The organism is Massilia oculi (assembly GCF_017582745.1).
In the GTDB taxonomy this organism is placed as follows: domain Bacteria; phylum Pseudomonadota; class Gammaproteobacteria; order Burkholderiales; family Burkholderiaceae_D; genus Telluria; species Telluria oculi_A.
Genome location: NZ_JAFVIM010000036.1, coordinates 1 through 22,276 on the forward strand (window position 1 = coordinate 1; position 22,276 = coordinate 22,276).

Annotated in this window: 15 protein-coding genes; 13 read left to right on the top strand and 2 right to left on the bottom strand. The window is 67.3% G+C overall.

Annotation, left to right across the window (positions count from 1 at the left end):
* The first annotated feature begins 320 nt into the window (after positions 1 to 320).
* On the top strand, positions 321 to 2,078 hold the full coding sequence (locus J3U95_RS26170; RefSeq protein ID WP_208281495.1) for a UvrD-helicase domain-containing protein: 1,758 nt from the start codon (positions 321 to 323) through the stop codon (positions 2,076 to 2,078).
* 468 nt (positions 2,079 to 2,546) lie between these two features.
* On the opposite strand, the gene J3U95_RS26175 is transcribed toward J3U95_RS26170, so the two are convergent.
* Positions 2,547 to 2,948 (bottom strand): MerR family transcriptional regulator, encoded by a 402-nt coding sequence (locus J3U95_RS26175; protein ID WP_208281496.1) that lies wholly within the window; start codon positions 2,946 to 2,948, stop codon positions 2,547 to 2,549.
* 135 nt (positions 2,949 to 3,083) lie between these two features.
* Here J3U95_RS26175 and J3U95_RS26180 point away from each other — a divergent pair, with 135 nt between their 5' ends.
* The 7 genes from J3U95_RS26180 to J3U95_RS26210 all read left to right on the top strand — a co-directional run bounded on the left by J3U95_RS26180 (position 3,084) and on the right by J3U95_RS26210 (position 13,081).
* Positions 3,084 to 4,262 (top strand): TolC family protein, encoded by a 1,179-nt coding sequence (locus tag J3U95_RS26180; protein ID WP_208281497.1) that lies wholly within the window; start codon positions 3,084 to 3,086, stop codon positions 4,260 to 4,262.
* Between the two features lie 4 nt (positions 4,263 to 4,266).
* On the top strand, positions 4,267 to 5,535 hold the full coding sequence (locus J3U95_RS26185; protein ID WP_208281498.1) for an efflux RND transporter periplasmic adaptor subunit: 1,269 nt from the start codon (positions 4,267 to 4,269) through the stop codon (positions 5,533 to 5,535).
* A 36-nt stretch (positions 5,536 to 5,571) separates the two neighbouring features.
* On the top strand, positions 5,572 to 8,763 hold the full coding sequence (locus J3U95_RS26190) for an efflux RND transporter permease subunit (protein WP_208281499.1): 3,192 nt from the start codon (positions 5,572 to 5,574) through the stop codon (positions 8,761 to 8,763).
* Positions 8,756 to 9,187 carry a disulfide bond formation protein B gene (locus tag J3U95_RS26195; protein WP_071362216.1) on the top strand — a complete coding sequence of 144 codons (432 nt, stop codon included), beginning with the start codon at positions 8,756 to 8,758 and terminating at the stop codon, positions 9,185 to 9,187. Before J3U95_RS26190 ends, J3U95_RS26195 begins: the two co-directional genes overlap by 8 nt.
* Positions 9,184 to 9,846 carry a DsbA family protein gene (locus tag J3U95_RS26200; protein ID WP_208281500.1) on the top strand — a complete coding sequence of 221 codons (663 nt, stop codon included), beginning with the start codon at positions 9,184 to 9,186 and terminating at the stop codon, positions 9,844 to 9,846. The genes J3U95_RS26195 and J3U95_RS26200 overlap by 4 nt, the downstream gene beginning before the upstream one ends.
* A 101-nt stretch (positions 9,847 to 9,947) precedes the next feature.
* Complete coding sequence (locus J3U95_RS26205) at positions 9,948 to 12,455, top strand: heavy metal translocating P-type ATPase (RefSeq protein ID WP_208281501.1); 2,508 nt, start codon at positions 9,948 to 9,950, stop codon at positions 12,453 to 12,455.
* Complete coding sequence (locus J3U95_RS26210; RefSeq protein ID WP_208281502.1) at positions 12,452 to 13,081, top strand: cation efflux transmembrane domain-containing protein; 630 nt, start codon at positions 12,452 to 12,454, stop codon at positions 13,079 to 13,081. Before J3U95_RS26205 ends, J3U95_RS26210 begins: the two co-directional genes overlap by 4 nt.
* 20 nt (positions 13,082 to 13,101) lie before the next feature.
* On the opposite strand, the gene J3U95_RS26215 is transcribed toward J3U95_RS26210, so the two are convergent.
* Entirely contained in the window at positions 13,102 to 13,452 is a 351-nt protein-coding gene (locus J3U95_RS26215; protein ID WP_370662111.1) for a MerR family DNA-binding protein, read from the bottom strand.
* A 126-nt stretch (positions 13,453 to 13,578) separates the two neighbouring features.
* On the opposite strand from J3U95_RS26215, the gene J3U95_RS26220 reads away from it, so the two are divergent.
* The 5 genes from J3U95_RS26220 (at position 13,579) to J3U95_RS26240 (ending at position 22,242) form a co-directional block, all read left to right on the top strand.
* Entirely contained in the window at positions 13,579 to 15,924 is a 2,346-nt protein-coding gene (locus tag J3U95_RS26220) for a heavy metal translocating P-type ATPase (RefSeq protein ID WP_370662112.1), read from the top strand.
* 26 nt (positions 15,925 to 15,950) lie between these two features.
* Entirely contained in the window at positions 15,951 to 16,328 is a 378-nt protein-coding gene (locus J3U95_RS26225) for a hypothetical protein (protein WP_208281504.1), read from the top strand.
* Positions 16,329 to 16,450: 122 nt separating this feature from the next.
* Complete coding sequence (locus J3U95_RS26230; RefSeq protein WP_208281505.1) at positions 16,451 to 17,782, top strand: TolC family protein; 1,332 nt, start codon at positions 16,451 to 16,453, stop codon at positions 17,780 to 17,782.
* A complete protein-coding gene (locus tag J3U95_RS26235) occupies positions 17,779 to 19,023 on the top strand; it encodes an efflux RND transporter periplasmic adaptor subunit (RefSeq protein WP_071362222.1) in 1,245 nt (414 codons plus the stop codon). Before J3U95_RS26230 ends, J3U95_RS26235 begins: the two co-directional genes overlap by 4 nt.
* A 12-nt stretch (positions 19,024 to 19,035) precedes the next feature.
* Positions 19,036 to 22,242 carry a CusA/CzcA family heavy metal efflux RND transporter gene (locus J3U95_RS26240; RefSeq protein WP_071362223.1) on the top strand — a complete coding sequence of 1,069 codons (3,207 nt, stop codon included), beginning with the start codon at positions 19,036 to 19,038 and terminating at the stop codon, positions 22,240 to 22,242.
* Positions 22,243 to 22,276 lie beyond the last annotated feature (34 nt).

Sequence of the window (22,276 nt, forward strand, 5' to 3'; positions counted from 1 at the left end):
GCTTGCTTGAGGATGGCGATGATCTGGCTGTCGGTAAAACGGGACGTCTTCATGTAGAGCTTTCTGTTCTTAAGTAGAAAATTCTACTTCTAAACGCGCTCTTTCTGTGGGGGGATTACCGTCCAGCGCCCGGTTGAAGCTGCGGTACGCGTGTTGGCGCGCAGCGCGCTCAAAAGTAGCAAAGGCGCTGGCTGGGCTGCACGCCTGTTCGAGGAATGCGAATATGGAGAGCTGCCCCACTCAGTCATGAACTTCCTGTACGAAGTATTTGGGATGATGGTGGAGCCGGCGGTCAACGGCGCCGGCGAGGAGCAGTAAGCATGGCGGACGTCGATCCGCGCGATCTGATCCTGGACTGTACCGGCCATGCGATGGTGCTGGGTGGGCCGGGCAGCGGCAAGACCACGCTTGCGCTGAAGAAGGCCTTAAAGCGAATTCGGGAAGGCTTAGCGCCGGGTCAGTCTATTCTGTTCCTCAGTTTTTCCCGGGCAGCTGTGGCCCGCGTGCTGGATGCCGCTAACTTAGTAGTCCCCAAATCGAACCTCGTCGCTCTGTCCGTGCAGACGTTCCACTCCTTCTTCTGGAATCAGCTGAAGATCCATGGTTACCTGTTGGGCGCCCCGAAGAAGCTTTCTATCCTGTTGCCACAGGACGAAAAGGCCATCAACGGTGGCATTGACAAGGACGACGCTGACTGGGCGGCTTGGCAACAGGAGCGCGAGCGCCTGTTCCGAGAGGATGGCAGGGTAGCTTTCGACCTGTTCGCACCGAATACGGCAGCACTGCTAGCGGCCAGTTCGAATGTCCTGGCACAAGTTGCAATGACCTATCCGCTCGTCATCGTGGACGAAGCGCAAGATACCGGAGACGATGCCTGGCGTTGCATTGAATTGCTTTCTCCGCATACCCAGATCATTTGCCTAGCGGATCTGGAACAGCAGATCTTCGATTTTTTGCCCGGTGTCGGGCCGGAGCGGATTCGCAGCATACGCGCCGCGCTCCAGCCGCTGGAGGCGGACTTAGGTAACGATAATCACCGTAGCCCGGGAACCCAAATCTTACTCCTTGGTAACGAGCTGCTAGCCTCAACGGTCAACCCCGGCGCCTATGCCGGTGTGGCATCGATCCAGTACGGCGTCGGTAGGCAAGCGCCGAACTGGAATCATCTGCTGCGCCGCGCATTGTGCAGTCTGTTTCGTGATCTGCGGGCAGACGGCAAGGGGGCAGTCAGCGCCGTAGCGATACTCACCATGGGTAAGAGTGGGGCGTTGAAGGTATCGAACGCGCTGAATGGGTTGGGTGCTAACCCGGGGAAAGTCGTGCGCCATAAACTGCTGTTCGACGAAGCAGAGGCTCTGCTGACCGCGCGTCTGGCGGCTTTCCTGCTTGAGCCGAAGAAAGAAGATGCCGAGGCAGCCGATATTGTGACCTGTATGGAATTGGTTGCTGCGGCGCGTCGCTCAACCGGTGGTTCAAAGGCAGCGGTGGATAAGCTGTTGGAACAGGCAGCCAAAATCCGGGCTGGAAAAGCAGTGAACATTAAGTTGGTCGTCGCTTTGCGTGAGATCCTGTTGAAATTGCGGCGCGATGGATTGACAGGAGATCCAGCGGCAGACTGGATGGTAGTGAAACGGTACCTGCGTGCCAGTGGCCGCGAGGAACTGATCCGGTGTGCCACCCAACTTGATTACCTCGTCGCATTCCAACGCGGCCAGCGCATTTCGGCGGCGCTGTCGGACGAATGGTTGAGTGACGGGGCGTACACTCGGGCCCGCGTCGCTCTGGATTCGGCGCTGGCGCAAGAGCAGCTCCTGGACGGTATCGCCGAGCTACCAGGTATTCAGGTAATGAACGTGCACAAGGCCAAGGGTAAGCAGTTCGATGGAGTGATCTTTGTGCGAGAGATTCGCCAAGCGGAGGATGGCCCGACATCATCTTTTGTCTGGCGGGGAGACATCGCCCCCTACGTGCAGAGCCGCCGCTTGGTTCGGGTGGGCGTCACCAGGGCGCGTCGCCGTTTGTTGATCTTGACGCCGGTATGGCCTGCCTGCCCGTTGCACCGATGGGAAAAATTGTGATGACGCAGTCTCGTCTGGTTACATGCCGCCGAGTGATGCCGTGGCAAACTATTACGAGCAATTGATTGATTAGGTTGTCCCACCGACCACGTAAGCCCGTCTCCATGAAAGCCGGGGCGATTCAGTTTGCGAAGTAGGATTTGCAGAAGCTCAGAACGTCGTCTGAGCGATCTCAAGCGGTGAAAAGTGCGGTTCTCAGCTAAGCCCTTGATTTCATTAGTGAGAATACGGCCTGGTAAGCCGTTTAGGTCGGTTCGACTCCGATCCTCGCCTCCAAATAATAAACGAATGGGCCTGATTTGGGGCCCGTTTTGTTTTTACAAGTCGCTTCAGCACGGAATTAAATTCAGTAAAGACGCGGCTCAGATCGAGTTCACCGTCAGCGGCTCAGCAAGCCGTTGTAATCGGCTTGAATGGATGCCACTGTCCCCTTCGCGAACACACAGAAGCCAAGACTCGCCGCTCACCTCAGTCACGCCGGCTCAAAGCATCGATGATCCTGCAGTCACCGACCCTGCCGCCGCCGCAGGACGACAGCAGGCCCGACAGTTGGATCTTGAGCGCCACCAAATCGGCGATCTTCTGCTCGATCGCGTCGAGGTGCTCACGCGCCAGGCAATCGACCGTGCCGCAATCGTGCTCGCGCTGGTCCGACAAGTCGAGCAGATTCCGGATCTGGTCAATCGAAAAGCCGATATCGCGCGCCCGCCGCACGAAGATCAGGCGGTCCAGGTCACCGCTCCCGTAGGTCCGGTAATTGGCGGCGGTGCGCGCCGGCGACTGCAGCAGCCCGATCTTCTCGTAATAGCGCACCGTTGGCGCCGGCGTGGCGGCGGCGCGTGCCAGCTCGCCGATGTTGAAATTTTGCATAGTTCCGCTTGACCTTATAGTGACTTGAAGCTTTATAAAGTGAAGCTCCTTCACCGTCAAGCAACTCCTCTTTCCATGCGAAGTCCATTCATTGCCAGGCGGTTCGCCGCATTACTGGCGATTTTCCCTATTGCCATGGCCCAGGCTTCCGAGCTGACCCTGGACCAGGCCATTGTGCTGGCGCAACAACGGCTTCCGGCCGTGGCGGGCGCTGCGGCGGGTGTGCGTGCCGCGGACGCCGGCCTCGACGCCGCAAGGCTGCGTCCCAATCCTGTCCTCAATGTCGAGGCCGAGAACGTGCTCGGCTCGGGGCCTTACGCCGGCTTCGGCGGCGGCGAAAAAACCTATTCGCTGTCGCTCCCGGTGGAACTGGGCGGCAAGCGCGCTGCGCGCATCGCCGTGGCCGAGGCCGAGCGCGATTTCGCCGGCGTCAATGCGCTTGCCGCACGCGCCGACACCACGCTGCGCATCACGCTGGCCTGCACGGCGGTGGCTGCGGCCGAGCGCCGGCTGGTGGTGGCACGCGAAGAACTGACGCTGGCCGAGCGCGGGGCGCGTGTCGCGGGCGAACGCGTCGATTCCGGCAAGGCCTCGCCGATCGAGCGCCAGCGCGCCCAGGTGATGCTCACCAATGCCCAGGTCAAGCACGACCGGCTGGCGCGCGCGGTCGGCACGGCGTCGAATGCGCTGGCGCGGCTGCTCGACCTGGCCGCACCGGTGACGCTGGCCGCTCCCTGGTTCGACGATGCCGGTACTGGCGTGCCGGCGCCGGTGGCGGGCGCGCTGCTGCCGGTCGCCGCCGCCGACGCCCAGGTCGCCGCCGCGCGGGCGCGCAGCACCGCCGCACGTAGCGCGCGCATCCCCGAGCTGGTCGTGACCGCCGGCACCCGCCGCTACGGCGACAGCCGCGATTCGGCTGCCGTGCTGGGCCTGTCGATCCCGCTGCCGCTGTTCAATACCGGCAGCGCCGAACTGGCGCGCAGCCGCGCCGAACTGGACCGCGCCGAAGCGGAACGCGCAATGGTCTCCAGGGATGCCGAGCAGGCCGCCATCGATGCCCTGGCCGAGGTCGCAGACACCCAGGCCGCAGCGCTGGCGGCGAACGGCCCGGCGCTGGACGCCGCCAGCGAGGCGGCGCGCATCGCCAGGATCGGCTACGCCGAAGGCAAATTCTCGCAACTCGACCTGATCGAAGCCGAGCGCTCGCTGGCCGAGACCCGCGCCACCGCCATCGACGCCCTGGCCGCGCTGCACGAAGCCCGCGCCCGCCTCGCGCGCCTGCAAGGAAGCAGCGCGCCACTCTATAAGGAATAAGAATATGCAAGCACTTCTCCGATCGGCCGTGTGCGCCGGTTTGCTCCTGCTCGGCGCCTGTGGCCGCACGCCGGAAGGCGCACCCGCGGCGGCGGCTGCCAAGCCGGCCGCCGAGGCCGCGCACCACGATGACCATGACGACCATGCGCAAGGCAAGGACGAGCACGCGCAGGAAAAGGACGAGCATGGCCACGCGCACGAAGACGGCCATGGCGACGAGCACGGCGACGAGCATGCCGGGGGCGAAGCCGACATGGTCCGCCTGACCGACGCCCAGGTCGCCGCCGCCGGCATCTCGGTACTGCCTGTGAAAAGCGGCTTTGCCGGCGCGCTCGAGGTGCCCGCCGTGCTGGTGGCCGATCCCGCCGCGACCGGCGTGGTGGCGACCGCGGTCGGCGGTCGCGTGGTCGAATTGCGCCGCAACCTGGGCGACGCGGTGGCGCGCGGCGACGTGCTGGCGGTGATCGAAAGCGCCGATGTGGCCGAGCTGCAGGCCGAACTGGCGAGCGGCCAGCGCCAGCTCGAGTTGGCCGAATCGACCCTGCGGCGCGAAGAGCGCCTGCTGCGCGAGCAGGTCACGGCCCGCCAGGACTTTGACGCCGCGCGCACCGCGGCGCAGCAGGCCCGGATCCGGGTCGACCTGGCGCGCCAGCGCCTGGCAGCATCCGGCGGCGCGGTCGACGGCGCCCTGAACCGGCTCGCGATCCGCGCGCCGATCAAGGGCTTCGTCACCGCGCGCCAGGTCGCGCTGGGCGACGTGGTCGCGCCGAACGCCGAATTGTTCCGGGTCGCCGACCTCTCCCAGGTTGCGGTCGAGCTGTCGCTGTCGCCTGACGACGCGGGCGCGGTCGCGCTGGGCGCGCCGGTGACCGTCAGCGCGGGCAAGCGCAGCGCCGAGGCGCGCGTGATCTCGCTGTCGCGGGTGGTCGATCCGGCCACGCTGCAGGTGCGCGCGCTGGCGATGCTGCCGAACGGCCAGGGCCTGTGGCGCATCGGCGAGACGGTGCGCGCCTCGGTGCCGCTCGGCGCTGGCGAGGGAACAGGGCAGCTCGCCGTGCCGCGCAGCGCCATCCAGACGGTCGAGGACAAGCCGAGCGTGTTCGTGCGCGGCAAGGACGGCTTCGCGGTCAAGCACCTGGTGCTGGGCGCCGCCAGCGGCGCCTGGGTCGCGGTCACGCAAGGCCTCGAGGGCGGCGAACAGGTCGCGGCCACCAACAGCTACATCCTGAAGGCCGAACTCGGCAAGGGCGAGGGAGGCCACCATGACCACTGACGCCATCCTGTTCGTCATCGCGAAGGGCATGCGCGCATGATCGCCGCCATCGTCAATTTCTCGATACGGCAGCGCTGGCACGTGCTGCTGGCCGCCATCGTGCTGGCGATCGTCGGCGCGGTGGCGTTGTCCCGACTGCCGATCGACGCCGTGCCCGACATCACGAACAACCAGGTGCAGATCAACGTGGTCGCCCCGGCGTTGTCGCCGGGCGAACTGGAACGCCAGGTTACGTATCCGATCGAGACCGCGTTCGCCGGCATCCCCGGCCTCGAGTCGACGCGCTCGATCACGCGCCACGGCTTCGCCCAGATCACCACGGTGTTCAGCGATGACACCGACATCTATTTCGCGCGCCAGCAAGTGGCCGACCGCCTGCGCGGCGCCGAACGCGAGCTGCCGCCCGGCGTCGACGCCGAGATGGGGCCGATCGCCACCGGCCTGGGCGACATCTATATGTGGACGGTCGAATTCGCCACTGGCCACGAGAAGGGCGCCAGCGCCGGCGCCCAGGCGGACGGCAGCTACCTGACGCCGGAAGGCGAACGCCTGCGCACCGAGGTCGAGAAAGCGACCTACCTGCGCACGGTGCAGGACTGGATCGTCGCGCCCCAGCTCAAGAGCACGCCGGGCCTGGCCGGGGTCGACGTGATCGGCGGCTACGTCAAGCAATACGTGGTGCGGCCCGACGTGCAGCGCCTGGCGGCGGTCGGCATGAGCCTGGCCGACCTGGCCGCCAGCCTGGAGCGCAACAACACCAGCAGCGGCGCCGGCATCGTCGACCGCAACGGCGAAGCGCTGACCGTGCGCGCCAATGCGCGCGTGACCAGCCGCGCCGAACTGGCGCGCACCGTGGTCGCGACCCACGACGGCACCCCGGTGCTGCTGTCCCAGGTCGCCAGCGTGGGCACCGGCCAGGCGGTGCGCTTCGGCTCGGCGTCGGAAGACGGGCGCGAAGTGGTGGTCGGCACCGCCGTCATGCGTATCGGCGAGAACAGCCGCACGGTGGCGATGGCGGCCGACGCTCGGCTCAAGGAAATCGCCCATTCGCTGCCGCCGGACGTCGTGATCAAACCGGTGCTCGACCGCACCCAGCTGGTCGATTCGACCATCGCCACCGTTGCGAAAAACTTGACGGAAGGTTCGCTGCTGGTGATCGCGGTGCTGTTCGCGCTGCTGGGGAATTTCCGCGCGGCGTTGATCGCGGCGGCCGTGATTCCGATTACCATGCTGCTGACGGCAACCGGCATGCTCCAGACCGGCTTGAGCGCCAACCTGATGAGCCTGGGCGCGCTGGACTTCGGCCTGATCGTCGATGGCGCCGTCATCATCGTCGAGAACGCGTTGCGCCGCATGGGCGAGCGCCAGCATGCGCTGGGCCGGGTGCTGGACACGGAAGAACGCATGGAAACGGTGGCCGCGGCGGCGCGCGAGATGATCCGCCCGAGCGTGTTCGGCCAGGCGATCATCATCCTGGTGTATGTGCCGCTGTTGGCCTTTCAGGGCGTCGAGGAACGCATGTTCGCGCCGATGGCGATCACCGTGATCCTGGCGCTGGCCTTCGCCTTCGTGCTGTCGCTTACCTTCGTGCCGGCCATGATCGCGCTGTGCCTGACGAAACACGTGGACGAAAAGGAGAACCGCATCGTCGGCGCCGCCGCGCGCGGCTACCGCCCGTGGCTGGAACGCGCGCTGCGCCGGCCGCTTCTCACCGCCGGCATCGGCGCCGGCGCCTTCGCCGGCGCGCTGGCCCTGTTCACCACGCTGGGCCAGGAGTTCCTGCCGACTCTGGACGAGCACAACGTGCTGCTGCAGGTCTCGCGCGTGCCCGGCACCTCGGTCGACCAGAGCCAGGCGATGCAGTTCGCGGTCGAGAAGGCGCTGGCCAGGGTGCCCGAGGTAAAGCTGGTGTTCTCGCGCACCGGCACCGCCGAACTGGCGGCCGACCCGATGCCGCCCAACGCCACCGACACCTTCGTGATGATCAAGGACCGCAAGGACTGGCCCGATCCAAAGCTGGACAAGTCCGAGCTGCTCGAGAAGATCGAGGCGGCGGTGTCCGGCATCCCGGGCCAGAACTACGAGTTCACGCAGCCGCTGCAGATGCGCTTCAACGAGCTGCTGGCCGGCGTGCGCGGCGACATCGCGGTCAAGGTCTATGGCGACGACTTCGACGCCATGACCCGGAGCGCCGAACTGGTCGCCGCCCAGTTGCGGACGGTGGAGGGCGCCGCCGACGTCCGGGTCGAGCAGGTCGAGGGCTTGCCGCTGCTCGACGCGGTGCTCGACCGCGACGCCATGGGGCGCCTCGGCCTGTCCGCGGCCGACGTGTACGACACGCTGGGCGCCGCGCTGGCGGGGCGCGAGGCCGGCCATATCTACGAGGGCGACCGCCGCTTCGACGTTGTAGTGCGCCTGGGCCAGGAACAGCGGCAGGACATCGAGGGCCTGGCGCAGTTGCCGGTGCCGCTGCCGGGCGGGGGCTTCTTGCCGCTGGGTGCGGTGGCGCGGCTGAAGACGGCCAAGGGCCCCAACCAGGTCAGCCGCGAGAACGGAAAGCGCCGCATCGTGGTGCAGGCCAACGTGCGCGGGCGCGACATCGCCGGCGTGGTGGCCGACGCCAGGGCCGCCATCGACGCCAACGTGCGCCTGCCGGCCGGCACCTGGCTGGCCTGGGGCGGGCAGTTCGAGAACCTCGAGCGGGCGCGCGACCGCTTGCTGCTGGTGGTACCGCTGTGCTTCGCGCTGATCGTGTTCCTGCTGTATTCGGCGCTCAAGTCGTGGCGCGCCACCGCGATCGTGTTCACCGGCGTGCCGCTGGCGCTGGTCGGCGGCGTCGGCGCGCTGTGGCTGCGCGGGATGCCGTTCTCGATCTCGGCGGCGGTCGGCTTCATTGCGCTGTCGGGCGTGGCGGTGCTCAACGGCCTGGTGATGGCGGGCGCCATCGACGGTCTGGCCCGGCGCCTGCCGTGGCGCGAGGCCGTCAGCAGTGGGGCCCTGAGCCGCCTGCGTCCGGTGCTGATGACGGCGCTGGTGGCGTCGCTCGGCTTCGTGCCGATGGCGCTGGCCACCGGCGCCGGGGCCGAGGTCCAGCGCCCGCTGGCCACGGTCGTCATCGGCGGGCTGGTATCGAGTACCTTGCTGACCCTGTTCGTGCTACCGTCGCTGTACCTGCGCTTCGTTCGGCCCAGGGACGCCATGGCCGCCAAGCCGGCAAGCCATGACTGAGCGCGCGACAGACCGCCGCTGGGTGCTGTTGTTCGGCGCTTGGCTGGTCGCGCTGCTGTCCAGCGGCGCGGTGCTGTTCGTGGGCGAGGTGATGGGCCAGGCGCCCTGCAATCTGTGCTGGTTCCAGCGCGCCTTCATGTTCCCGCTGGCGATCGTGCTGGGGCTGGCCAGCCTGCGCGGCGACGCCGGCGTTTGGCGCTACGCGCTGGCGCTGAGCATTCCGGGCGTGCTGGTGGCGCTGTTGCACAGCCTGGTCTACCTCGGCCTGGTGGCCGAGAGTATTACCCCTTGTGGTGGCGGCGTGTCCTGCGCGGGCGCCGACATGACCATCCTGGGAGGGCTGCCGCTGCCGTTGCTGGCCCTGGCCGCCTTTTCCACCATTACGCTGTTTCTTGTCTTGATCCGATCGAGGACCCCCGCATGAGTACACGCACTGGTATCGTCATCTTCACCGCCTTGCTGGCCATTGCCGCCTTCGTCGCCGGCGCCTCGTGGTATGGGCGCGCGCAGCAGGAGCAGGGCTCCAGCCTGGCCGCTGCGCACGCGGGCAGCATGGAACGTCCGCATTTGCCCATGCTCGGCCCGGCTGCCGCACCGGTCACCATCGTCGAATTCCTCGATCCGGCATGCGAGGCATGCCGCGCGTTCCATCCCCACGTCAAGCAGATATTGCGCAGCCACCCGGAGCGGGTACGGTTGGTGATCCGCTACGCGCCTTTCCACGGCGACGTCTCCGTCACCGGCGTCCGGATACTCGAAGCGGCGCGCCGCCAGGGACGCTTCGAGCCGGTGCTGGACGCGTTGATGCGCGGCCAGCCGGTGTGGGCCAGCCACGGCGCACCGGCCCCGGAGCGCGCTTGGGAGTTCGCGCGCGAAGCGGGTCTGGAACTGGGCACGGCGCGCGAATTCAATGCCGGCGATACGGTGGAAAAGATGCTGGAACAGGAAGTCGCCGACCTGCAGGCGGTGGGCGTGCGCTTCACGCCGACCTTCTTCGTCAACGGCCAACCGCTGGCGGAGCCGGATCCCGCTGCGCTGTTGCGGATGGTCGAGGAGGCGCTGGGCGAAGCGCGCGCCCAGTAGGCGCGTCACGTGCTTAACATCATCTTAACACGCTGTTTTCTACGATCGGCCCGGCGGGTTCAGGGCCAGGCCCCGCAAGCGATCTTGTCGAAAGGATAATCATGGCCCATACCAATAATGCACTGCGTCTCGATATTCCGGTGCTGCTGCCGGGTGTCCTCGACGCCGATGACGCGGTTGTCGGCCGCTTGTTGGGGGAATTGCAAGGCAGGGAAGGCGTGCAGCATGTGCATGTCGAGGCACCCGCCGGCGACGGTCCGCCGCAGCTGTGCATCCACTACGACCCGGCTGTGCTGCCGCTGGCGCGGGTGCGCGAACTGGTGCAGGCCAGCGGCGCGCGCGTCGGCGAACGCTTCGGTCACGTGCTGTGGGAGGCGGACGGCATCGGCCATGCGCGCCGAGCGCGCACCGTGGCCGAGCGCCTCGGGGGTGAGCCAGGCGTGCTGGCGGCGCAGGTCAGCGCGGCGGGGTTGGTGCACCTGGACTTCGACCGCAGCCTGACTTCCGAGGACGCGCTGCGCCAGGCAATGGCGGCGCTGGGCGTCACGGCGCCGCACGACGGCGGCCATGGGCATGCGCACAGCAATGAACACGAGCACGAACACGAGCACAAGCATGGTGAGGAGCACGGCCACGCGCATGGCGGCCTGCTCGGCCCTAACACCGAACTGATCTTCGCACTCGCCAGCGGCGCCATGCTGGCCGCCGGTTTCGTCGCCGAACGCTGGTTCGCGGGCGCGCCGGACTGGCTGCCGTTGGCCTGCTACCTGCTGGCGTATTTGTTCGGCGGCTTCTACACGGTGCGCGAGGCGATCGACAACCTCAAGCTCAAGCGTTTCGAGATCGATACCCTGATGCTGGTCGCGGCGGGCGGCGCCGCGGCGCTCGGATCCTGGGCAGAAGGCGCGCTGCTGCTGTTCCTGTTCAGTCTCGGGCATGCGCTGGAGCATTACGCGATGGGCCGTGCGCGGCGCGCGATCGAGGCGCTGGCGGAGCTGGCGCCCGACAATGCGACGGTGCGGCGCGAAGGCGCGCTGCTGGTGGTGCCGGTCGAGCAGCTCGAGATCGGCGACATCGTGCTGGTGAAACCGAACGAGCGCCTGCCGGCCGACGGCTTCATCGTGGCCGGCACCTCGGCAGTCAACCAGGCCCCGGTGACCGGCGAGAGCATCCCCGTCGACAAGCGGCCAGTCGAGGACGCGACGAGCGCGCGGGTACGGCCTGACGCCGTCGACGCTGCGTCGCGCGCCTTCGCTGGCACCATCAACGGCGCTGGCAGTCTCGAGATCGAGGTTACCCGGCGCGCGGGTGAGTCGGCACTGGCGCGGGTCGTCAAGATGGTGAGCGAGGCCGAGACCCGAAAGTCGCCGACCCAGCGCTTCACCGACCGCTTCGAGCGAATCTTCGTGCCGGCCGTGCTCTGCCTGGTGGTACTTCTGCTGTTCGCCTGGGTCGTGGTCGACGAACCGTTCCGAGACAGTTTCTACCGCGCGATGTCGGTGCTGGTCGCGGCTAGCCCATGTGCGCTGGCGATCGCCACGCCGAGCGCGGTACTGTCGGGGATCGCTCGCGCGGCGCGCGGCGGGGTGTTGGTCAAAGGCGGCGCGCCACTCGAGGAACTCGGCGCGCTCGACGCCATGGCCTTCGACAAGACCGGCACGCTCACCGAAGGCCGGCCGCGTATCGTCGACCTGGAGCCTGTCGATGGCAGCAGCGAACAGGAATTGCTGGCAGTCGCGGTCGCGGTGGAGTCGCTGAGCGACCACCCGCTCGCCGCCGCCATCGCGCGCGACGGTGGCGCACGCCTGGGCGGTCTGGCGTTGCCGGCCGCGAGCGGCCTGCGTAACCTGATCGGGCGGGGCGTTGGCGCGAAGATCGACGGCCAGCCGGTCTGGATCGGCAAGGTCGAGATGTTCGGTGCCGACGGCGTGCCGGCTCTGGGCCCGGCTGCGTCGGCCGCTGCCGAAGGCTTGCGCCAACGGGGCCGCACCACGATGGTGGTGCGCATGGGCGGGCGCGACCTGGGCGCGATCGGGCTGTTGGACACACCGCGCGCCGGCGCGCGCGAGGCGCTGCAGACGCTGCGCGGCCTCGGCATCGAACGCTTGGTCATGATCTCGGGCGACCACCGCAAGGTCGCAGAGGCGATTGCCGCCGACGTCGGCCTGGACGAAGCTTGGGGAGACCTGATGCCGGAAGATAAAGTCGAAGCGATCCGTGAGTTGCGCCGCCAAGCGCGTGTGGCGATGGTCGGCGACGGCGTGAACGACGCGCCAGCAATGGCGAACGCCACTGTCGGTATCGCGATGGGCGCGGCCGGCTCCGATGTCGCGCTCGAGACGGCCGACGTCGCGCTGATGGCGGACGACCTACGCCACCTGCCGTTCGCGGTGGGCCTGAGCCGCCAGACCCGCAGGATCATCCGCCAGAACGTGTTCGTCAGCCTGGGCGTGGTGGCGATCCTGATCCCGGCCACCATCCTCGGCCTCGGCATCGGACCGGCGGTCGCGATGCACGAAGGATCGACCCTGCTGGTGGTCTTCAACGCCCTGCGCCTGCTCGCCTACCGCGACGCCGGCGCCAAACCCGCACTGAAAGGAGCCGCATGAGCGGACATCATTCGATCGAAACCAGGCCGGCGGACAGTGCCGACGCCGGCAAGCAGCAATCGGCGTTGCTGAAGGTAATGTTCATCAACGGCGGCCTGGCGGCAGGCCTTTTCGCGGCGGCCCGCGCGTCCGATTCCAGCGCGCTGATGGCGAACGCGCTCGACAACCTGTCGGATGCGACAACCTATGCGGTCAGCTATTTCGCCGTCACCCGGTCGCTCAAGTGGAAGGCCGCGGCGGCGGCGATCACCGGTGTCATGCTGCTGCTACTCGCCGCAGGAGTGCTTTGGGACGCTTGGGGGCGCTACCAGGAAGGGTCCGAACCGCTGGGGCCGGTAATGGTGGTAATGGCCTTTCTGGCCGTCGGGCTAAACTACTGGTGCATTCGCATCCTGCGCGCTTTCCGCAGCGAAGACGTCAACCTGCGCGCTGCGTGGACCATGAGCATCAACGACTTCGCTTCCAATACCGGCATCGTCGTGGCCGGCGTGCTGGTCTACCTGTTCGGCGCCAACTGGCCAGACTTGCTGGTGGGCGCGGCCATTGCTCTCGTTGCGATCTACGGCGGCGTCGGCACGCTGCGCGACGCCTGGAACGAATACCGCAAGGCGAACCGAGGCGCCTGAGTCGGCGCCGCGGCGCCAGGTCAGGACGTGCTTAGCGCGTCCAGGATGGCACAGGCGCCTCCGGCGCCGCCGCCGCACTGGCTGCGCAACTGGCGCAGTTGCGTTTCGAGCGAGGTGAGGGCAGCGATGCGCTGGGTGACGTCGCCGATGTGGCGATCGATCAGGGCGTTGACGTCGGCGCAACTCTGTTGCGGATGGTCGCGCAACGCCAGCAGGGCGCGGATCTCATCGAGTGTCATGTCGAGCGCGCGACAATGTCGGATGAAGCCGAGCCGGTCGGCATGCTCCTGTCCGTAGCTACGGTAATTGTTGGCGTGGCGGTCAGGAGGAGGAAGCAGGCCGACCCGCTCGTAGAAGCGGACGGTCTCCACCAAGCATCCGGTCCGCTGTGCTAATTCTCCGATCTTCATTTTTCGATCCTTTGCAAGAAAAGCCTTGACCCTGTACCAGGTACAGGCTGTTAAATGGAGATATTACACACTTCTCGAGGACACGTCATGTCGGACTGCAATTCCAAGTCCTGTTGCCAGCCCAAGCCGCCGGCCCGGACCATCCCAATCGCTCCGACAGGACCGGTGATCCGGATTATTCCCGCGGAATTGGACGAGCCGAACGTCCAAGCCGTTCCGGATGCCGCGGCGCCCAACGCACGGCAGATGACAGTGCACATTGCCCAGATGTGCTGTCCCACCGAGGAACGCGTATTGCGCAGTTCACTCGGTAAGCTGCCCGGCGTCGAACAGCTCGACTTCAACCTGATGCAGCGCGAACTGCGGATCACCCATACGATGGCCGATCCGGCGCCGATCCTCGATACAATCCGCGCGCTGGCGATGGTGCCCGTGATGGCTCCGGCTGGCACGCAACGCACCGCCGCTATGACGGAGACGGCGGCCACGCCGCCTGGCGCGACGGCGGCGCCCGCGCCGGGCGCTGCGCAGACGCCGGCGGCGTCATCGCGCGCGCCGTTCCTCAGACTGTCGCTCGGCCTGGTGGCCGCAATCGGCGCAGAGGCCTGGGCCTGGACGACAGGCAACGACGGCGCCTGGCCGGTGTTCGCGCTGGCCGTGATCGCGATCGCGCTGACCGGCCTTGGGGTCTATCGCAAGGGCTGGGCCGCGCTGCGCCACCGTGACCTGAATATCAATGCCTTGATGTCGATCGCCGTGACCGGCGCCGTCCTGATCGGGCACTGGCCCGAGGCGGCGATGGTAATGGTGCTGTTCGCGCTGGCCGAGCAGATCGAGGCGCGCGCGCTGGACCGGGCGCGCAACGCGATCCAGGGTCTGATGGCGCTGACGCCCGAGCGCGTAACCGTGCGCGACGCCGACGGGCAGTGGCGCGAACGCGCCGCGGCCGGCGTCACCGTGGGCACGCTGGCGCGGGTGGCGCCGGGCGAGCGGGTCGCACTCGACGGCGAAGTGACGGCCGGCGAATCGAGCGTCAACCAGGCGCCGATCACGGGCGAGAGCATGCCGGTGCCGAAGGGCGCCGGCGACCGGGTGTTTGCGGGCAGCATCAACGAAAGCGGCTCGTTCGAGTACCGCGTGACGGCCGCCCACGACGATTCGACCCTGGCGCGCATCATCCGCACCGTGCAGGAAGCGCAAGGCAAGCGCGCGCCGACCCAGCGCTTCATCGACCGCTTCGCCGCCGTCTACACGCCGATCGTGTTCGTGGTGGCGCTGCTGGTGGCGCTGCTGCCGCCGCTGCTGATGGGCGGCGCCTGGGACGACTGGATCTACAAGGCGCTGGTGCTGCTGGTCATCGCGTGCCCGTGCGCGCTGGTGATCTCGACGCCGGTGACGGTGGTCAGCGGCCTCGCGCGGGCGGCGCGTGCCGGCATCCTGGTCAAGGGCGGCGTCTACCTGGAGCAGGGCGCCTCGCTACGCAGCGTGGCGCTCGACAAGACGGGCACCGTGACCCAGGGCCGGCCGGCGCTGACGGACATGGTGCCGCTGAACGGCGATGGCGACGAGGCGCTGCGCCTGGCGGCGGCGCTGGCAAGCCGCTCCGACCATCCGGTTTCGACGGCTATCAGCCGCCACTGGCAGGAACAGCGCGAGGCGCAGGTCTTGCCCGAGGTTGACGACTTCGCGGCTTTGCCCGGAAGAGGTACCCAGGGCCGTGTCGCGGGCGCCATATATTCTCTCGGCAACGCCCGGCTGTTGGCCGAACTCGGCAGCGTCGATGTCGAAGCGGCGCGCGCGATCGACCGGCTGGAAGGCGAAGGCAAGACTGCAGTGGCGTTGTGCGCGGGCGCGCGCGTGCTGGCGGTGATCGGCGTGGCCGACACCATCCGCGCGACGAGCGTACAGGCGGTGGAACGCCTGCACCGGCTTGGCGTTCGCACCGTCATGCTTAGTGGAGATAACGTGGTCGCCACCGCCGCGATCGCGCGCCAGGTCGGCATTGACGACGCCCGCGGCGGCCTGTTGCCCGAAGAGAAACTGGCGGCGGTGGAGGCCGAGGTGGCGCGCTACGGCATGGTCGGCATGGTCGGCGACGGCATTAACGACGCCCCGGCGCTGGCGCGCGCCAGCATCGGCTTCGCGATGGGCGCGGCCGGCACCGACACCGCCATCGAGACCGCCGACGTGGCGCTGCTCGACGACGACTTGCGCAAGTTGCCCGAATTTGTTGTCCTGAGCCGGCGCACGTTTGCCGTGCTGCGCCAGAACATCGCGGCGGCCTTGCTGATCAAGGCGGTATTCCTGGTGCTGGCGATCGGCGGCTGGGCAACCCTGTGGATGGCGGTTTTCGCCGATGTCGGCGCCAGCCTGTTGGTTATTTTCAACGGTTTGCGTTTATTACGTGCAGAGTTGCACGAGCGCAGCATCTAATCGGCCCCGATGGTATACTTCATCCCATGACCCGCCGCATCCTCTCCTGCCTGCTGCTGATGCTCGCGTTCCAGTTCACCTGGAGTGCGATCAGCGCCTATTGCATGCACGAGACCGGCGCCGCAGCCAAGCACCTGGGGCACCACCAGCATAAGCAGGACGACCTCGAGGGGCAAGCCGCCGAGCGCCTGGCAGCCGTCGACGACGGTAAGACGGCGTCCGGCAAGAAGACCGCCGCCCACACGCATTGCGCTTCCTGCGTTCATGCGGTGCTGGCGCCGGCCGCCGTGGCGCCGGCACCTTATTTGATGCTGGCCAGACTCGCGCCGGCCACCACAGAGGTGCGTTTCGCCTCGGTCGTCCAGCTCCCACCCGAGCGCCCCCAATGGCGCGCCGCCGTGTAAGTCCGGCGGCATTTACCTGCACTTGATGTAGCCCACATGGCCCGTGGCCGCGCGTTGACGCGCGCGCCGCATGGGAGGCCTGTCGCCGGATAGCTTTCGATTCAATTCTTTCGGAGTTATCCATGCAACCCAGATTCCTGATCATGGGGGCGATCGCGATGCTCGCGCAGACCGTCCCCACCTATGCACAACCCATGGCGCAGGCGGATGCGCTTGCCGCCACGCCGCGCGCCGCTGCCGTGGCCGCCGCTGCGGTGGGCGGCGAAACGGCGCCCCTGACCTTGCAGCAGGCGCTGCAGGCAGCCTACGTCCGCAATCCCGACCTGCGCGCGGCAGGCCGAGCGATCGGCATCGCCGACGGCCTGCGGGCCCAGGCCGGCGTCTTGCCCAACCCCGAACTCGGCCTCTCTACCGAGGGAACCGACCGCCGTAGCCGGGTCGAGACCGTCGAGATCTCCCAGGCCATCGAGCTCGGCGGCAAGCGCAGTGCCCGCATCGCCGCCGCAGAGCAGGAGCGGGCGCTGGCCCAGGCCGCTGTCAGCGGCCGCCGCGCCGAGCTGCGCGCCGACGTCATGGCCGCCTATCTCGACGCCCTGACCGTGCAGGAACGCGTCGCGCTGGCCCGTTCGGCGATTGAGGTAGCCAGCCGTGCCACCAATGCCGCAGCGCGCCGGGTCGCGGCCGGCAAGATCTCGCCGGTCGAGCAGACCCGTTCCAGTGTCGCCGAAGCGGCGGTGCGGCTCGAGCTGACCCAGGCCACGGCCGAGCTGTCGCAGGCACGTCGCAAGCTGGCTACCTTGATGGGCAGCACCGGCACGGTCGAGCAGCCGCTGGTCACACCGGAGCTCGAATTCGCCGCCATCCCACCGGTGGCCGAGCTGGAGCAGCGCCTGGAGTCGGCGCCGCGCCTGCGCCAGGCGCGCGTCCAGGTCGGGCGTGAGGAAGCGCTGGTGCGGGTAGAGCGCTCGTTGCGGATACCCGACCTGCGCGTGACAGTCGGCAGCCAGCGCGACCGCGAACGCAACGGCGCCACCCAAACTCTGCTGGGGGTGTCGATTCCACTGCCGCTGTTCAACCGCAACCAGGGCAACCTGGCGGCCAGTCTGCAGCGCGCCGACCAGGCCCGCGACGAGCTCGACGCCGAACGCCTGCGCCTGCACGGGGCGCTGATGGATGCGCGCGAGCGCGCAGAGGTCGCCCAGCTCCAGCTCGACAGCCTGCGGCGCGACATGGTGCCAGCCGCCCAGCAAGCCTACGACGCCGCCGTCACCGGCTTCGAGCTCGGCAAGTTCGGCTTCCTCGACGTCCTCGACACCCAGCGCGCGCTGATCCTGGCGCGCACCGAATACCTGCGCGCGCTGTCGGCGCGCTACCTGGCCGCGACCGACATCGAGCGCCTGGTGCCGACGCCAGGCGCCGGCGGCACCGCCATTTTCAAGGAAAGCATCCAATGACTGCCCCCAACAAGCAAAACAAGAAATCCATGCCGCTGATCGCGGCGATCGTGGCTGTCGGCGCCGTGCTGGCGCTGGCGATCCTTTTCTGGAACCGCGAACCCGCCGGCGACGACGACGGCCACGGCCACGCCGAGAGTGCGCACACCGAGGCACCGAAGGCCGCCGCTAAAGATGGCGCCAAGGAAGGCGCCGAGGAAGAGCATGGCGACGAAGACGTCGTCAAGCTCGGCGCCGAGCAGATCAAGTCGGCCGGCATCACCAGCGCCATCGCTGGCCCTGCCACCATCACCAACACGATCCGCCTGCCCGGCGAGGTGCGGGTCAACGAAGACCTGACCGCTCATGTGGTGCCGCGCCTGCCCGGCGTGGCCGAATCGGCTCCGGCCGAGCTCGGCCAGTCGGTGAAGAAAGGGCAGGTGCTGGCGGTGATCTCGAGCCCTGCGCTGGCCGACCTGCGTAGCAGCCTGGACGCGGCCCAGACCCGCTTGGCCCTGGCCAAGACCCTGTACGAGCGCGAGAAGAAGCTGTGGCAGGACCGCATCTCGGCCGAGCAGGATTACCTGCAGGCCCAGCAGGCGTTCCGCGAGGCCGAATTGGCCGCGCAGACTGCTCGCTCGAAGCTGACCGCGCTGGACGTAAAGACCGGCGGCGGCGCCCTTAACCGCTACGAACTGCGTGCACCGTTCGATGGCGTGGTGGTGGAGAAGCACATCACCATCGGCGAAGCCGTGGCGGAGAACACCAATGTGTTCGTGCTGAGCGATCTGTCGCGTGTCTGGGTCGATTTAGCCGTAACACCGAAGGACCTGGGCACCGTGCGTAGTGGCGTCGACGCCACCATCACCGCCCCGACCGCTGGATTGTCCGCCAAGGGCAAGGTGAGCTACGTGGGTTCGCTGGTTGGAGCCCAGACCCGCAGCGCGATTGCGCGCGTGATCATCGACAACCCCGAGGCCGCCTGGCGTCCGGGCCTGTTCGTCGACGTCTTGCTGTCCCAGGGAACCCGCGTGGCGCCGGTCACGGTGCCGGTCGGTGCCATCCAGACGGTCGAGGACAAACCTTCGGTCTTCGTGGTGACGGAAGAGGGCTTCCGCGCCCAGCCGGTCAGGACCGGCATCGTGGATGGTCCGGCGGTCGAGATTCTAGAGGGACTGGCGCCGGGTGTGCGCTACGTGAACAACGGCAGCTTCGTGCTCAAGGCCGAACTCGGCAAGGGCAGCGCCGAGCACGCACACTGACCAGGAGAACCCATGTTTGAACGCATCATACGTTTCGCCATCGACAGCCGCTGGCTGATCATGGGGCTGGTCCTCGCCATGGCGGCGATCGGCGTCTATAACTACCAGCGCCTACCGATCGACGCAGTGCCGGATATTACCAATGTCCAGGTCCAGATCAACACGTCGGCGCCGGGCTATTCGCCACTCGAAGTCGAGCAGCGCATCACCTACCCGGTCGAGACCGTAATGGCGGGCCTGCCCGGCCTGCAGCAGACCCGGTCGCTGTCGCGCTACGGCCTTTCGCAGGTGACCGTGATCTTCAAGGACGGTACCGACATCTATTTCGCGCGCCAGCTGGTCAACCAGCGGCTACAGGAAGCGCGCGAAGGCCTGCCGGAAGGCGCGACCCCCGTCATGGGCCCGATCTCGACCGGCCTGGGCGAGATCTACCTGTGGACCGTGGAGACCGAGGAGGGAGCGAAAAAGCCGGATGGCAGCGAGTACACGCCGACCGACCTGCGCGAAGTCCAGGACTGGATCATCAAGCCCCAGTTGCGCCAAGTGCCGGGAGTGACCGAGATCAACTCGATCGGCGGCTTCAACAAGGAGTACCACATCACGCCGGACGCCAATCGCCTAAGCTCCTACGGATTGGGCCTGGGCGACATCGCGCTGGCGGTGGAGCGCAACAACGAGAACACCGGCGCAGGCTACATCGAACGCTCCGGCGAACAGTTCCTGATCCGCGCGCCGGGCCAGGTGGCCACCATGGACGACATCCGCAACACCGTGCTCAAGAACGTCGACGGGGTACCGGTGCGCATCCGCGACGTGGCCGACGTCGCCATCGGCAAGGAGCTGCGCACCGGTGCCGCCACCGACAACGGCAAGGAAGTCGTGCTCGGCACCGTGTTCATGCTGATCGGCGAGAACAGCCGGCAAGTGTCGCAGGCGGTGGCAGAAAAGATGGCCGAGATTAACCGTACCCTGCCGCCCGGAGTCAAGGCGGTGCCGGTGTACGACCGGACCGTGCTGGTCGACAAGGCGATCGCGACGGTCAAGAAGAACCTGATGGAAGGCGCGATCCTGGTGATCGTCATCCTGTTCCTTTTCCTCGGCAATATTCGCGCCGCGATCATCACGGCGATGGTGATCCCGCTGTCGATGCTGTTCACTTTCAGCGGCATGGTGACTGGGAAGGTGAGTGCCAACCTGATGAGCCTGGGGGCGCTCGACTTCGGCATCATCATCGATGGTGCCGTCGTGATCGTCGAGAATTGCGTGCGCCGCCTCGCCCATGTGCAGGAACACCTGAAGCGTGACCTGACGTTGAAGGAACGCTTCCGCGAAGTGTTCGCTGCCGCCCAGGAGGCGCGCCGGCCGCTGCTGTTCGGCCAGCTGATCATCATGGTGGTGTACCTGCCGATCTTCGCCTTGAGCGGGGTCGAGGGCAAGATGTTCCACCCGATGGCGTTCGCGGTCGTGATCGCCCTGCTGGGCGCGATGATCCTTTCGATTACCTTCGTGCCGGCCGCGGTGGCGCTGTTCATCGGCAAGCGCGTGGCCGAGAAGGAGAACCGCCTGATGTCCAAGGCGCGCGACCTGTACGCGCCGGCGCTCGCTGCCGTGCTGCGCAACGGCCCGGTGGTGCTGACCGGCGCGATCGTCGTCGTGGTGCTGTCCGGCCTGCTGGCCACGCGCCTGGGCAGCGAGTTTATCCCCAACCTGAACGAAGGCGACGTCGCGATCCAGGCGCTGCGCATCCCGGCGACCAGCCTGACCCAATCGGTCGAGATGCAGCAAAAACTCGAGGTGGGATTGAAGGCGAAGTTCCCGGAGATCGAGCGCGTGTTCGCCCGTACCGGTACCGCCGAGATCGCATCGGACCCGATGCCCCAGAATATCTCGGACGGCTACATCATGCTCAAGCCCGAGGCCGACTGGCCGAAGCCGAAGCGCAGCCACGCCGAGCTGGTCGCGGCAATCCAGGAAGAGGCCGGCAAGTACACCGGTAACGCCTACGAGTTCTCGCAGCCGATCCAGCTGCGCTTCAACGAGCTGATTTCCGGGGTGCGCAGCGACGTCGCCGTCAAGCTGTATGGCGACGACATGGACGTGCTGAACCAGACCGGGGCGCGCATCGCAGCGGTGCTGCAGCGCGTGACTGGGGCTGCCGAGGTGAAGGTCGAGCAAACTACCGGCTTGCCGATGTTGACCGTCAAGATCGACCGCGACAAGACTGCGCGCTACGGCCTGAACATGTCTGACGTGCAGGAAACCATCGCCGCCGCCACCGGCGGGCGCGAAGCCGGCACGCTGTTTGAGGGTGACCGCCGTTTCGCTATCGTGGTGCGCTTGCCGGAAGTCCAGCGAACCGACCTCGACGCGCTGCGGCGCCTGCCGATCCCGCTGCCGGCGCAAGTCGGAGCGGAGGGCAGCGCCGGGAGCGGCAGTGGCGCGGCTCCCTCGGCGGGCGCGGCCTTTATCCCGCTGGGCGAGCTGGCGACGTTGGAACTGGCCCCGGGGCCGAACCAGATCAGCCGCGAGGACGGCAAGCGCCGCATCGTGATCAGCGCCAATGTGCGCGGTCGCGATATCGGTAGCTTCGTGCCCGAGGCGCAGGAGGCGATCGCTGCCGGCGTGAAGATCCCGGCCGGCTATTGGATGAAGTGGGGCGGCACTTTCGAGCAGCTGCAGTCCGCGACCGCGCGCCTGCAGATCGTGGTGCCGCTTGCGCTGTTCCTGGTGTTCACGCTGCTGTTCATGATGTTCCGTAACGTCAAGGATGGTTTGCTGGTGTTCACCGGCATCCCGTTCGCCCTGACCGGCGGCATCGTGGCGCTGGCGCTGCGCGGCATCCCGCTGTCGATCACCGCGGCGGTGGGCTTCATCGCATTGTCCGGGGTGGCGGTGCTGAACGGGCTTGTGATGATCTCGTTCATCCGCTCGCTGCGCGAAGGCGGCATGTCGCTCGACCAGGCGATCACCGAGGGTGCGCTCACGCGCCTGCGTCCGGTCCTGATGACGGCGCTGGTAGCCTCGCTCGGCTTCGTGCCGATGGCGATCGCGACCGGCACAGGCGCCGAGGTCCAGCGCCCGCTGGCCACCGTTGTGATCGGCGGCATCCTGTCGTCGACGATCCTGACCCTGTTGGTGTTGCCGCTGCTGTACCGGATGGCGCACCGCAAGGACGGCGACAAGCCGCTCGTTGCGGAGCCAGTGGTGGTGCCGCACTGAGCGGTCGCAGCGGACGTCGCCTCGCCTCGTCCGC